Origin of the sequence: Rhodopseudomonas telluris (assembly GCF_042432815.1) — a bacterium.
Taxonomy (GTDB): domain Bacteria; phylum Pseudomonadota; class Alphaproteobacteria; order Rhizobiales; family Xanthobacteraceae; genus Rhodopseudomonas; species Rhodopseudomonas telluris.
On record NZ_JBHLWM010000008.1, the window covers coordinates 164783 to 178066 of the forward strand.

Sequence of the window (13284 nt, forward strand, 5' to 3'; positions counted from 1 at the left end):
TTCGCTCGCAATGACGGACGAGGGCGCGCGAGGGCAACGCTAACACATCCCCTTTCGTCATTCCGCGGCGCGCGGAGCGTGAACCCGGAATCCATAACCCCTGCGCTTGCGAGATAGCACGGGCGTTGCGCCGTCTTTGTCTACCGCGGGTCCAGGGGGTATGGATTCCGGGTTCGCTCGCTACGCGAGCGCCCCGGAATGACGAAACGTTAGGGCGGGGGCAACAGCGTAGCCGCGGTCGGGACCAGCAGCGCGCGCGGAGTAATTTGCGATTACTTCAGCTTTCCCCGCGCCGCCACCGGCAGCACGCCCAAGATCTCCTCGCCGCGCACCATCACCACTTCGTCCACCATGTTGACGACCACGCAGACGTGGTTCGGCACGATCCGCACAACGTCGCCGACGTTCGGGCGTGAGTTGCTGCGGGAGAGGTCGAGGAAGCCGTGTTCCTCGGCGAATTTGGCGATGCGGGCTTCCGGGTGGTCGAGGATCAGGCCGAAGCCGTCGAGGCCGCCGCCGGGATCGGAGGTCAGGGTCTTGGAGCCGGCGTCGAGGATGCCGCGCTCCGGGCCGGCGCGGCTGACCACGGTGGAATACACGGTCAGCGCGCAATCGTCCCAACCGGCGACGCCGGCGGCGACCTGCATGCGGTCGTTGTAGATGTAGGTGCCGGGGCGATGCTCGGTGGCCCCCTTCAGTCGGCCGAGGTTCTTCAGGTTGGGCGAGCCGCCGGTCGACACCATCGCGGCGTCGAGGCCGTGGGCGCGGATGCCGGCCAGCGCCTCGTCGAAGAAGCGCTGCGCGCGCGGCCAGCCGTCCTCGGTCGGGTACAGCATGAAGCCCTTGAAGACGAGCCCATCCGATGCAGCGATGGCGCGGGCCAGCGCGATCGCTTCGCCGGGCGTCTCGACGCCGGCGCGCTGGCGGCCGGTGTCGCATTCGACCACGACGCCGAGCGGGCGACCGGCGCGCGCGGCGGCGGCGGGCAGGCCGGCGATTACCACCTCATTGTCGGCGGCGACGGTCATGTCGACGCGCTCGTGCAGCGCGCCGAGCCGCGCCATCTTCTCGTCGCCGAGAAGGTTGTAGCTGATCAGAATGTCGTCGATGCCGGCCTCCGCCATCACTTCGGCCTCGCCGAGCTTCTGGCAGGTGATGCCCTTGGCGCCGGCAGCGATCTGCATCTGCGCCAGCAGTGGTGACTTATGCGTCTTGATATGCGGCCGGTTGGCGACGCCGACCGCGTCGCACATCACCTGCACTCGCGCGATGTTATGCTCGACCCGGTCCATGTCGATTACCAGCGCGGGCGTGCCGACCTCACGGGCAATCTTGGCGGCGAGGGGTGTGGTCATCGGTGGGCTCCGGTTGTTGAAGCACAGGACATTGGGTACGCCCTCATGGTGAGGAGCGCAGCGAAGCTGCGCGTCTCGAACCATGAGTTGTGTGGCACATCCTTCGAGACGCACCGCTGCGCCCTCCGGGCTACGCGGTGCTCCTCAGGATGAGGGCGGTGCGTGTGACGCGTCTGCGTCTCACGCGCTTTCGATCTCTTCGCGCAGCATTTCGAGTTCGAGCCAGCGGTGCTCGGCGGCCTGGTGGTCGTCGTGCGCCTTGGCCATCGCGGCGGAGAGCTTGTCGAATTTCGCGCGGTCGCGGGCGTACAGTTGCGGGTCGTCGAGTTCGGCCTGTAGCTTGGCGATCTCGGCTTCGAGCTTGGCGATGGTCTTGGGCAGCGTTTCCAGCGCGTGCTTGTCGTTGAAGCTCATCTTGCGTTTCGGCGCGGATGCCGGTGCTGCGACCGGCTTCGCGGTGCTGGCCTCGCTCGCGGCCTTCGCGACCGGAGCGCGGCTGAGATCGGCGCCGCGCTGCGCCAGCATGTCGGAATAGCCGCCGGCATATTCGATCCACTTGCCATCGCCCTCGGGCGCGATCACCGAGGTGACGACGCGGTCGAGGAAGTCGCGGTCGTGGCTGATCAGGATGACCGTGCCTTCGTAGTCGCCGAGCATCTCCTCGAGCACGTCCAGCGTCTCGAGGTCGAGATCGTTGGTCGGTTCGTCGAGCACCAGCAGGTTGGACGGCTTCGCCAGCGCGCGCGCCAGCATCAGCCGGCCGCGCTCGCCGCCGGACAGCGCTTCGAGCGGCGTGCGGGCCTGCTCCTGCTTGAACAAAAAGTCCTTCATATAGCCGATGACGTGGCGCGGCTTGCCGCCGACCATCACCTGATCGCCGCGGCCGCCGGTCAGCGCCTCGGCCAGCGAGGTCTTGGCGTCGAGGCTGTCGCGGTGCTGATCGAGCGTGGCGACTTCCAGATTGGTGCCGAGCCGGATGCTGCCGCTGTCGGGCGGCTCGGCGCCGGTCAGCAGGCTGATCAGCGTGGTCTTCCCGGCGCCGTTCGGGCCGACGATGCCGATGCGATCGCCGCGATTGATGCGGATCGAGAAGTTGTCGACGATGGTGCGCTCGCCCCAGGCCTTGTTGATGCCCTTGGCCTCGATCACCAGCTTGCCGGACTTGTCGGCCTCGGCGGCGGCGAGGTTGGCGCTGCCGGTCGGTCCGCGATAGTCGCGGCGCTGCGCGCGTAGTTCATGTAGCCCGGCGAGGCGCTTGACGTTGCGCTTGCGGCGGCCGGAGACGCCGTAGCGCAGCCAGTGCTCTTCCATCACGATCTTGCGGTCGAGCTTGTGCTGATCGCGCTCTTCTTCGGCCAGGATATCGTCGCGCCAGGACTCGAATTGCGAGAAGCCGCGGTCGATCTGGCGGATCACGCCGCGGTCGAGCCAGGCGGTGGCGCGCGACAGGTTGGCGAGGAAGCGGCGGTCGTGGCTGATCATCACGATCGCGCTCTTGCGCTGCGCCAGATCGCTTTCCAGCCATTCGATCGTAGTGAGGTCGAGATGGTTGGTCGGCTCGTCGATCAGCAGGATATCCGGATCGGGCGCCAGCATGCGCGCCAGCGCGGCGCGGCGCGCTTCGCCGCCGGACAGATTCGACGGGGCCTCGTCGCCGTGCAGGCCGAGCTGCTCCAGCAAATAAGCGGCCTGATAGTGCTCGTCGCCGGGCGCGAGGCCGGCTTCGACATAGGCCAGCGTCGTCTTGAAGCCGTCGAAGTCCGGCTCCTGCGGCAGATAGCGGATGGTGGCGCCGGGCTGCACGAAGCGGCTGCCGCGGTCGGATTCGATCAGGCCGGCGACGATCTTCAGCAGCGTCGATTTGCCGGAGCCGTTGCGGCCGATCAGGCACAGCCGGTCGCCGGCCGAGACGCTGAGTTCGACGCCGTCGAACAGCGGCGCGCCGCCGAAGGTCAGCGCGATGTCTTTGAGTTGGATCAGCGGCGGGGCCATTCGTGGTCCATTACGTCTGAGGTTGCGCCGGCGGCGAGGGGCGGCGGCGGGCGATCCGGCGGATCGTGGTGTCGAGCGCGGACAGAAACGCCGAGCGGTCGCGCGGGGTGAAGCCGCGCGGGCCGCCGGTGATCTCGCCCGACGAGCGCAGATCGGTCATCAGATTGCGCACCGCCAGCGTCATGCCGATCGACGCCTCGGAGAACGGCTTGCCGTTCGGCGCCAGCACCTCGGCGCCGGCCTTGACGCAGCGGCTCGCCAGCGGGACATCCGCGGTGACCACGATATCGCCCGGCTGGACGCGCTCGGCAATCCAGTCGTCGGCGGCGTCCATGCCGGAACCCGCCGCGATCCGCTCGATCAGCGGATGGGCCGGCACGCGGATGAAGCTGCCCGCGACCACGCTCACCGGCAGGCCGTGGCGCTCCGCGACCTTGTAGATCTCGTCCTTCACCGGGCAGGCGTCGGCGTCGACATAGATGCGGGTGGGCGCGGATTCGGTCATTCGCTCTCGATGCATGGGCTGGCGAGGGCGCTTTACGCCCGCGGCGGGGCTGGCGTAGCATCGCCGGACACGATCGCCAACAAGATCGAACAAACCGGGAGAATCCATGGCCGCTCCGTTCGAGCCCTGGCGCGTCCGCGCCTTCAACACCGCCACCAAATCCGAAAACAAGATGCACGACGACACCGTGGCGCGGCGGTTCGGCTTTTCCGGCGGACTGGTCCCGGGCGTCGAGGTGATGGCCTATATGATGCACCTGCCGGTCGCGCGCTGGGGCCGCGACTTCCTGGAGCGCGGGCTGATCGAGGCGCGGTTCGTCAAGCCGGTCTATGACGGCGAGATCGCCACCGTCACAGGTGAGGCGCAGGGGAACGGCGTCGCGCTCAGCGTCGAAAGCCGCGGCGAGCTGTGTGCGACGGGCAGCGCCTCGTTGCCGGCGCAGGCACCGGTGGTCGATGTCGCCGCATATCCAGACACGCCCGTGGTCGCGACCCGGCCGCCGGTCGGTGCGGGCTCGTTTCCGGAAGGGCACTGGTTCGGCACCGCGCCGGTGAGCTGGGGCGGCGCCAAGCTGCGCGAGTACCTGGACGAGATCCGCGAGACCGAACCGATCTATCGGTCGGGCGATCTGGTCCATCCCGGCACGCTCCAGCGGATCATGAACCGCGTGCTGGTCGACAATGTCGTGCTCGGGCCGTGGATTCATGTCGGCTCAAAGATGCAGCTGCTCGCGGCGGCGCGCGGCGACGACGTGCTGACGGCGCGTGCGCGGGTGACGGCCAACTACGACAAGAAGGGCCACCGCTTCGCCGAATTCGACGCGCTGATCGTGGCGAACGGCACCACTCCGGTCGCGCACTGCCATCACGTCGCGATTTTTGCGCCGCGGCAGCAGGCCGCCGCGTAGTCCGCGGTTGGTCCGCGACGCGGAGAATCAGCTCGCAGGCTGCGACGTTCTGCCCCGCGCGCGGTTCGTGCGGGACCGGCGAGAATGAGCATCACGCCAACGCGGCATCAGGGGAAGGGGGCACACCAGCACGTACGCGAGGCCGGCGACAAGGCCGACACAACAAATCAAAAAAGACTCCGGAGGAAACATGCACTTCATTCAACGTGCGGCGGCAGCGGTGACGCTGGCTGCGCCGCTGCTGCTCGGCGCGTCCGCCTTCGCGCAGCAACAGGGCCCGCTGAAGATCGGCCTGCTCGGCGACTTCCAGTCGGTGTATGCCGACATCGGCGGACAGGGCAACGTCGAGGCCGCCAAGATGGCGATCGAGGAGATGGGCGGCACGATGTTCGGCCAGCCGATCGAATTCATCTCGGCGGACGTTCAGAACAAGCCCGACATCGCCGCGTCGCTGGCGCGCAAATGGTACGAGAACGAAGGCGTCGACATGATCGTCGACCTGCCGACCTCGGCCACCGCGCTCGCCGCGATGGAGATGTCGAAGAAGTTCGAAAAGATCATGATCGTCACCGACGCGGCGTCGTCGGACATCACCGGCAAGTCGTGTTCGCCCTACACGGCGCACTGGACCTACGACACCTACTCCAACGCCCACACCGTCGGCTCGGCGATCGTCAAGAACGGCGGCGACACCTGGTTCTTCATCACCGCCGACTATCTGTTCGGCCATTCGATCGAGCGCGATACCGGCGAGGTGGTGAAGGCGAACGGCGGCAAGATCGTCGGCAGCGCGCGTCACCCGCTCAACAATGCCGATTTCTCGTCGTTCCTGCTGCAGGCGCAGTCGTCCAAGGCCAAGATCATCGGCATGGCGAATGGCGGCGGCGACACCATCAACACCATCAAGCAGGCGGCCGAATTCGGCATCGTGTCCGGCGGCCAGAAGCTCGCCGGCATCGTGATGTTCATCTCGGACATCCACAGCCTCGGGCTGAAGATGGCGAACGGCCTGATCATCACCGAAGCCTATTACTGGGACCTCAACGACCGCACCCGCGCATTCGGCAAGAAGTATTTCGAGCGCATGAAGCGGATGCCGACGATGAACCAGGCCGCGACCTACAGCGCGACCCTGCATTATCTCAAGGCCGTCAAGGCGGCCAACAGCAAGGAGACCAAGACGGTGCTGGCCAAGATGCGCGAACTGCCGGTGCGCGACGCCTTCACCGACAACGGCTTCCTGCGCGAGGACGGCCGCATGGTGCACTCGATGTTTCTGTTCGAGGTCAAGAAGCCCGAGGAGTCGAAGGCGCCGTGGGACTACTACAAGGTGCTGGCCGAAGTCCCCGGCGACCAGGCCTTCCGCCCGCTCAAGGACGGCGGCTGTCCGCTGGTGAAGACGGATTGAGCGCATCTGCGGGTGTCGTGAGTCCACGACCCCCGCAACCAACAAACGTCATCGCCGGGCTCGACCCGGCGATCCATCCTCTTCGAAAGGTGTCGCGCTGGCGCGCTCACGCGCGCGATGGATGCGCGGCCTTCGCCGCGCCGAAGCGGTTACGGCCGCGCAGGCGGGGCAAGCCCGCGCATGACGCAGCAAATGGGGAGGCGGCAGTGCCACAAAGCCGAGCGTCATCCCCCGCGCATGCGGGGGACCCAGTATTCCAGGGCGTGGATGGGGGAAGCAGTGCGGGTGCTACACGCGCTGCGGTTCAACAACGCGATTCTCTGGAATACTGGGTCGCCCGGTCAAGCCGGGCGATGACGGCGGTGATTGGAGCGAGGCCCCCTTTAAGGACAGCGCCGTCTAGGGCAGCGCCCCGTCTCACGCCGCTGCGCTCTGCTTCGCCTCCCGGATCGCGCGCCAGACTTTTTCCGAGGTCAGCGGCATGTCGAGGGACTTGACGCCGACGTCCTTGAGGGCGTCGAGCACGGCGTTGACGACGCTGCCGAGCGAGCCGGCGCAGCCGGCTTCGCCGCAGCCCTTGGTGCCGAGCGGGTTGGCCGGCGTCGGCACCGGATGATCGGCGACCGTCATCAGCGGGATGTCTTCGGCGCGCGGCAGTGCGTAGTCCTGCAGCGAGCCGGTGATCGGCTGGCCGCTGGCGTCGTAGCTCATCTTCTCCATCAGCGCCTGGCCGATGCCCTGGGCGACGCCGCCGTGGAGCTGTCCGGCGACGATCATCGGATTGATCACCGTGCCGAAATCATTGACCGCGGTGTAGCGCACGATTTGCGTGACGCCGGTGTCGGGATCGACCTCGACCTCGGCGACGTGGCAGCCATTGGGGAAGGCGGAGGGCGGACCTTGTGTGGCGTGGTCGACGTCGAGCGAGGAGGGCACGCCGTCCGGCAGCTTGGCGTCCCGCAGCTTCTGCGCCAGCTCCATGATGCCGATGCTGCGGTCGGTGCCGGCGACGGTGAAGCGGCCGGCCTCGAATTCGATATCCGCTTCGGCCGTTTCGAGGACGTGCGACGCGGCGGCCTTGCCCTTGGCGATCACCTGCTGGGACGCCTCGACGATCGCCTGGCCGCTGGCGGTGATCGAGCGCGACCCGCCGGTGCCGTTGCCGGTGTGAACGATGTCGCTGTCGCCCTGTTCGAGCCGCACCGCGTCGAACGGCACGCCGAGCTGCGCGCACAACACCTGGGCGAACGGCGTGGCGTGGCCCTGGCCGTAATCCAGCGTGCCGGTGATCAGCCGCACCGTGCCGTCCGCTTCGAACACGATCTTGCCGAGCTCGGGGCTTGGCGGCGCGGTGACTTCGAGATAGGAGCCGACCGCGATGCCGCGCAGCTTGCCGCGCTTGCGGCTGTCCTTCTTGCGCTGCGCGAAGCCCGCATAGTCGGCATGCTCCAGCGCGTCGGCGAACACGCCGGCGAAATCACCGCAATCATAGGTGACGCCGGAGCAGGCCGTGAATGGCAGTTGCGCCGGCTTGATGAAATTGCGCTTGCGCAGCGTCAGGCGCTCGATGCCCATCTCGTCGGCAGCGCGATCGATCAGGCGCTCGAGGAAGTAGTTCGCCTCGGGCCGGCCGGCGCCGCGATAGGCGCCCATCAGCGTGACGTTGGTGACGACGCATTTGATATCGACGCTGAGCAGCGGCGTGCGATAGACGCTGCCGATGTTCTTGCCGACGTTGAGCGACAGCGGCAGCGGCGCGACGCCGGTGATGTAGGCGCCGAGATTGCCGGTGCCGCTGAGGCGGATGGCGAGAAAATGCCCCGCGGCATCGAGCGCCAGCTCGGCGTGGATCTGCTGGCCGCGGCCGTGGCTGTCGGTCAGGAATGCGGTGGAGCGCTCGTCGGTCCATTTCACCGGCCGGCCCAGGTCCTTGGCGGCATGCAGGATGCAGATGTATTCCGGATAGGAGATGTTCTTCATCCCGAACGAACCGCCGACCTGGCCGGTCAGCACGCGGACCTTGTCGTTCGGCACGCCGAGCAGCTTCGCCAGCGTGTTGCGGTTGCCGGAGACGCCCTGGGTCGGGAGCTGGATGGTGTAGCGGCCGGTGTTGGCGTCGTAGGATGCGAGGCCAACGCGCGGCTCCATCGGCACCGCGGCGACGCGGGTGTTCTCGATATCGAGCGTTGTGACATGCGCGGCGGAGGCGAAAGCTGCGTTCACCGCGTCGGTGTCGCCGAAGTGATAGTCCAGCGCGACGTTGTTCGGGATGTGGTCGTAGAGCTGCGGAGCGCCGGGCTGTAGCGCGGCCTCGGCGTCGGTGACGGCGTCCAGCGGCTCGATATCGAGCTCGACCGCCTCGGCGGCGTCGCGCGCCTGCGCCAGCGTGTCGGCGACCACGAACGCAACCGGATCGCCGACGAAGCGCACCTTGTCGGTGGCGAGAGCCAGACGGTTGGTCTGGAGCAGTGGCGCGCCATCGCGGCTCTTCATCGGCAGACCGCAGGTGAAAGGCCCATAATTGGCGGCGGCGAGATCGGCGCCGGTGTAGACGCCGCGTACCCCGGGCATGCCGCGCGCGGCCTCCGTGCCGATGCCGCGGATGACGCCGTGGGCATGCGGGCTGCGGACCATGACGGCGGTGAGCTGGCCGGGTAGGCTGCAATCGTCGGTGTAGCGGCCCTTGCCCCGCACCAGCGTGTCGTCCTCCTTGCGCCGGACCGGCTGGCCGACGCCGAATTTCTGCAGCGCAATGGAGGTGTCGAGCGACGCTTTCGAGGTGTGGTCCTGCATCCGGTTCGTTCCAGCACGTGAGGGGTGCGGACCGCCGCAGGGCGCAGCAAATGTCCGCAAGGGCTTGGCGAGGAGGGCAATTACCTCCAAATAGGCCCCCGGCGGCGGCGCCACAACGCATGATCCGGAATGCGGGCCGTGCGGTGGGTTGCGCCACAGCCGGGCGCTGCTAAACTTTCCGTGAAAACGTGATCACGACGTCGGCCGGACGGCCACGAAAGACCAAATTGATGGACGAGGAGATGCGGCTCCGCGGCGGTCCTGTGCCGCGCGAAGATCCGCAGCACGCGCATGTTGCGGCGGGCGAGGACGAGCATGACACGGTGGCGCCGCACGGCGCCGTCTATGCGGCGCTCGATCTCGGCACCAACAACTGCCGCCTGCTGATCGCACGACCCGCCGGCGACAGCTTCCGGGTGGTCGACTCGTTCTCCCGGATCATCCGGCTGGGCGAGGGCGTGTCCGCGACCGGACGGATCAGCGACGCCGCGATTGCGCGGGCGATCTCGGCGCTGGCGATCTGCCACGACAAGATCAGGCAGCGGCACGTCACCCGGCAGCGGCTGATCGCGACCGAGGCCTGCCGCGCCGCGGTCAATGCCGACGAGTTTTGTGACAAGGTGGCCCATGCCACCGGCATCCGGCTTGAAATCATCGATCGCGAGACCGAGGCCAGGCTGGCCGCGACCGGCTGTTCGCCGCTGGTCGACACCGCCGGCCGCGGCGCGATCCTGTTCGATATCGGCGGGGGCTCCAGTGAGCTGGTGCGGCTGGCGCGCGATCCGGCGCGGCCCGATCTGCCGCCGCAGATCCGGGCCTGGATGTCGATCCCGCTCGGCGTGGTGACGCTGGCCGAGCAGTTCGGCGGCAAGGTGGTGACGCCGGGCAGCTATGTGGCGATGGTGGCGGAAGTCGCCAGGCACGTCGCGCCGTTCGCCGCCGCGCATGGCGACGATCTCGGCGGCCTGCATTTGCTCGGCACCTCCGGCACGGTGACGACGCTGGCCGGGCTGCATCTCGATCTGATCCGCTACGACCGCCGCCGCGTCGATGGCATCTGGATGGACGACGCCGAGCTGACCATGACGATCGACCGGCTGCGCACCATGACCTATCACGACCGCGCCCAGAACCACTGCATCGGCACCGAGCGCGCCGACCTGGTGCTGGCCGGCTGCGCCATCCTCGATGCGGTGCGCGCCGCGTTCCCGCTGCCGCGGCTGCGCGTCGCCGATCGTGGTCTGCGCGAGGGCATGCTGCTCGAGATGATGCAGGCGGACGGCGTGCTGGGCGGCTGAGCTTCAATTCCGCGCGCGGCCTCTCGATCCGTCATTGCGAGCGCAGCGAAGCAATCCAGAGCCCGGTGCACGGCGCTGGATTGCTTCGTCGGCTTCGCCTCCTCGCAATGACGGGGCGAGGGCGGAGCCCGCGGCTTTCTTTCCACCGCCGGTTCCGCGCTGTCTTTTCCCCGCTCATCTGCTAAGCAACGCGGGTTCACCACGCACAGACAGGGCCATGGCCAAAGACACCACCGGACGGATGCGCGTCACCGTCAAGAGCGCCGGCAGGATGAAGCTGTCGTCGAAGCTCTGGCTCGAGCGCCAGCTCAACGATCCGTATGTCGCGCAGGCCAAGCGCGACGGCTACCGCTCGCGCGCCGCCTACAAGCTGCTGGAGATCGACGACAAGTATCACCTGCTCAAGCCGGGCCTCGCGGTGGTCGATCTCGGCGCCGCGCCCGGCGGCTGGAGCCAGATCGCCGCCAAGCGCACCCGCGCCGCGGAAGGCCGCGGCAAGGTGATCGCGATCGATCTGCTTGAGATGGGGGAGATCCCCGGCGTCACCTTCGCCCAGCTCGACTTCCTCGACAATGCCGCGCCGGACAAATTACGCGAGATGCTCGGCGGCGGCGCCGACGTGGTGATGAGCGACATGGCAGCCAACACCACCGGCCATCGCAAGACCGATCAGCTCCGCATCGTCGGCCTGGTCGAGAGCGCCGCGCAGTTCGCCAGCGAAGTGCTGAAGCCGGGCGGCACCTTCGTCGCCAAGGTGTTCCAGAGCGGCGCCGACGCGACGCTGATGAATCAGCTCAAGCGCGATTTCGCGACGGTCAAGCACGTCAAGCCGGCCGCCAGCCGCAAGGATTCCTCCGAGCGCTACGTGCTGGCGATGGGATTTCGCGGCACATCGGACGTGCCACAGGTTTGACACAAGGGTGCACCCAACGTTCGATCGCAAACTGCGAGCGTCTTGCATATATTGTAGGTGAGTAACGCATTATTTGTTGCGTTGGGGTATCAATTTACAGAGCCGATTTCGCAGACTCTCCTAGGCTTTCGCCGGGCTGAGAAACGCGAGGGGCCTGCGAATGGATATTCTGACCCCGATGTGCCGGGCCTGCGGCGTCGATCGCGAACTCGTCGCAGTTGAGCACGCCAATGCGAGTTTCGACGTCCCCCATTACCGTTGCCCGGTCTGTTCGGACGTCCTCCGCCTCGCAGTCCGGCACGGCGAGCCGGACCATCGTGATGGCGAGCCCCTGAGGTAGTCGCTATCCCAGCCGCTGATCGCGGGCATCTTGGGTCTCTTCCACGGCTTTCTTGGTGGCGGTGCTGCTGACCGCGCTGACTTCGCCCTTGCGGCTTGAGATATCGATCGCCTTCCGCCCGGAAATCTCGCTGCCGGCATCGTCCGGCATCCGCCAGAACGAGAACGCCGACAGCGCCGTCAGCACCGCGACAACCACGAAGGCAGGGGCGAAATCGTCGGCACCGAGCGCCGGCGAATGGCGTAGCGCCATGGTGGCCTCCACCGAGAACGCGCCGACCGCAACGCCCGCCGAGATCGCGAGCTGCTGGCCGACACTGACCAGCGTGGTGGCGCGGCTCATCTGCGGCGTCTGCACCTCCGCATAGGCCACCGTGTTGATGGCGGTGAACTGCAGCGAGCGGAAGAAGCCGCCGACCAGCAGGATGATCATGATCAGCAGCAGCGGCGTCGCCGGTGTGAACAGCGCGCAGGCGGCGAGAAAGACCGAGCTGACCAGCGCGTTGATGGTCATGATCCGGCGGAAGCCGAAGGTGCGGATAATGCGTGCCGCAAGCGGCTTCATGCCCATCGCGCCGGCCGATGAAGCGAAGGTGACGAGGCCGGATTGGAACGGCGACAGGCCGAAGCCGATCTGCATCAGCAGCGGCAGCAGGAACGGCAGTGCGCCGATGCCCAGCCGGAACAGGAAGCCGCCGGTCAGCGAGGCGCGCAGCGTCGTCAGCCGCATCAGCGAGAAGTCCAGCACCGGCGAGGCGGTGCGGCGGGCATGGCGCAGATACAGCAGCATCGAGCCGCAGCCGACAACGATCAGCGCGGTGACCACCGGCCAGGGCAGCAGGCCGAGCCCGGCGACCGATAAGCCAAACGCGATGCCGGCGAGGCCGACGCCGGCCAGCACCAGCCCGTAGACGTCCAGCCTTTCGGGATTTTCGCTCCGAATCGGATCGATGTAGCGCTGCGCGAAGAAGATGCCGGCGAGCCCGATCGGGATGTTGATCAGGAAGATCCAGTGCCAGGAGAAATAGGTGGTAATGAATCCACCGAGCGGTGGCCCGATCACCGGGCCGATCAGCGCCGGCACCGTCATCCATGCCATCGCGCCGACCAGCGCCGCCTTGTCGATCGAGCGAAGCAGCACCAGCCGGCCAACGGGGGTCATCATCGCGCCGCCGAGGCCCTGCAAGATGCGGGCGGCGACGAAGTCGTTGATCGAATGCGCCAGCGCGCAGCCGATCGAGCCGACCATGAACACCGCGATCGCGGCCGAAAACACCGTGCGGGCTCCGAACCGGTCGGCAGCCCAGCCGGATGCCGGAATGAACACCGCGAGCGACAGCAGATACGACGTGATCGCCAGTTTCAGCGTCAGCGGCGAGGTGCCGATATCCGCCGCGATCGCCGGCAGGGACGTTGCGATCACGGTGGCGTCCATGTTCTCCATGAACAGCGCAGCGGCCACGATCAGCGGGATCAGTCGTTCTTTTTGCATGCCGGATGAGGTCGAGGAGGGAGCCCGGGCTGTAGCATCGGACCCGGATGGCCGCCATTGCCGACGGCATTAAAGGAGCTAAATCCTGCGTGACCGGCGGGTTCCCTTGCTTGCCCAGGGAACGCTCGGCCGAGTCCGCTTCAGGCTGGCGCAATCGGAGCCTGGCCGACCGGTTTCTCCAGAATGGTCAATTTAGGGCATTTTTGCCGTTGCGACCAGGTCGGGCGCTGTCTTCGCAGGCCTGCGGCGCTCTGTCCGCTTCCCCCTATGATTCGTCATATC

The 13284-nt window shown here is 67.2% G+C and carries 9 protein-coding genes; 4 read left to right on the plus strand and 5 right to left on the minus strand.

The genetic code is table 11. The features are described 5' to 3' along the window. Positions 1 to 272: 272 nt before the first annotated feature. From ACFFJ6_RS18430 to ACFFJ6_RS18440, 3 genes are all read right to left on the minus strand, one after another. Positions 273 to 1355: an alanine racemase gene (locus ACFFJ6_RS18430; RefSeq protein ID WP_378390485.1), complete on the minus strand. Its 1083-nt coding sequence runs from the start codon at positions 1353 to 1355 to the stop codon at positions 273 to 275. Positions 1356 to 1535: 180 nt separating this feature from the next. Then, positions 1536 to 3347 carry an ABC-F family ATP-binding cassette domain-containing protein gene (locus ACFFJ6_RS18435; protein WP_378390487.1) on the minus strand — a complete coding sequence of 604 codons (1812 nt, stop codon included), beginning with the start codon at positions 3345 to 3347 and terminating at the stop codon, positions 1536 to 1538. A 10-nt stretch (positions 3348 to 3357) separates the two neighbouring features. Then, on the minus strand, positions 3358 to 3852 hold the full coding sequence (locus ACFFJ6_RS18440) for a YaiI/YqxD family protein (RefSeq protein ID WP_378390489.1): 495 nt from the start codon (positions 3850 to 3852) through the stop codon (positions 3358 to 3360). Between the two features lie 106 nt (positions 3853 to 3958). Here ACFFJ6_RS18440 and ACFFJ6_RS18445 point away from each other — a divergent pair, with 106 nt between their 5' ends. Then, on the plus strand, positions 3959 to 4759 hold the full coding sequence (locus ACFFJ6_RS18445; protein ID WP_378390491.1) for a hypothetical protein: 801 nt from the start codon (positions 3959 to 3961) through the stop codon (positions 4757 to 4759). A gap of 190 nt (positions 4760 to 4949) precedes the next feature. Then, positions 4950 to 6167: an ABC transporter substrate-binding protein gene (locus ACFFJ6_RS18450; protein ID WP_378390493.1), complete on the plus strand. Its 1218-nt coding sequence runs from the start codon at positions 4950 to 4952 to the stop codon at positions 6165 to 6167. A 417-nt stretch (positions 6168 to 6584) separates the two neighbouring features. On the opposite strand, the gene ACFFJ6_RS18455 is transcribed toward ACFFJ6_RS18450, so the two are convergent. Beyond that, entirely contained in the window at positions 6585 to 8960 is a 2376-nt protein-coding gene (locus tag ACFFJ6_RS18455; RefSeq protein WP_378390495.1) for a xanthine dehydrogenase family protein molybdopterin-binding subunit, read from the minus strand. 230 nt (positions 8961 to 9190) lie between these two features. Between ACFFJ6_RS18455 and ACFFJ6_RS18460 the strand changes: the two genes are divergently transcribed. Both ACFFJ6_RS18460 and ACFFJ6_RS18465 read left to right on the plus strand, forming a co-directional pair. Continuing rightward, entirely contained in the window at positions 9191 to 10258 is a 1068-nt protein-coding gene (locus ACFFJ6_RS18460) for a Ppx/GppA phosphatase family protein (protein WP_378390497.1), read from the plus strand. 217 nt (positions 10259 to 10475) lie between these two features. Next, positions 10476 to 11171: an RlmE family RNA methyltransferase gene (locus ACFFJ6_RS18465; protein ID WP_378390499.1), complete on the plus strand. Its 696-nt coding sequence runs from the start codon at positions 10476 to 10478 to the stop codon at positions 11169 to 11171. A gap of 343 nt (positions 11172 to 11514) precedes the next feature. Here ACFFJ6_RS18465 and ACFFJ6_RS18470 read toward each other — a convergent pair whose 3' ends face one another. Then, the gene (locus ACFFJ6_RS18470; RefSeq protein ID WP_378390501.1) at positions 11515 to 13002 is read right to left on the minus strand and encodes an MFS transporter; all 1488 of its coding nucleotides are present in this window, start codon (positions 13000 to 13002) and stop codon (positions 11515 to 11517) included. Between the last annotated feature and the right edge of the window lie 282 nt (positions 13003 to 13284).

Excerpts from the sequence above, each read along its gene's own strand:
- ACFFJ6_RS18430 (WP_378390485.1), bottom strand. The coding sequence starts at position 1,355 with ATGACCACACCCCTCGCCGCCAAGATTGCCCGTGAGGTCGGCACGCCC.
- ACFFJ6_RS18435 (WP_378390487.1), bottom strand. The coding sequence starts at position 3,347 with ATGGCCCCGCCGCTGATCCAACTCAAAGACATCGCGCTGACCTTCGGC.
- ACFFJ6_RS18440 (WP_378390489.1), bottom strand. The coding sequence starts at position 3,852 with ATGACCGAATCCGCGCCCACCCGCATCTATGTCGACGCCGACGCCTGC.
- ACFFJ6_RS18445 (WP_378390491.1), top strand. The coding sequence starts at position 3,959 with ATGGCCGCTCCGTTCGAGCCCTGGCGCGTCCGCGCCTTCAACACCGCC.
- ACFFJ6_RS18450 (WP_378390493.1), top strand. The coding sequence starts at position 4,950 with ATGCACTTCATTCAACGTGCGGCGGCAGCGGTGACGCTGGCTGCGCCG.
- ACFFJ6_RS18455 (WP_378390495.1), bottom strand. The coding sequence starts at position 8,960 with ATGCAGGACCACACCTCGAAAGCGTCGCTCGACACCTCCATTGCGCTG.
- ACFFJ6_RS18460 (WP_378390497.1), top strand. The coding sequence starts at position 9,191 with ATGGACGAGGAGATGCGGCTCCGCGGCGGTCCTGTGCCGCGCGAAGAT.
- ACFFJ6_RS18465 (WP_378390499.1), top strand. The coding sequence starts at position 10,476 with ATGGCCAAAGACACCACCGGACGGATGCGCGTCACCGTCAAGAGCGCC.
- ACFFJ6_RS18470 (WP_378390501.1), bottom strand. The coding sequence starts at position 13,002 with ATGCAAAAAGAACGACTGATCCCGCTGATCGTGGCCGCTGCGCTGTTC.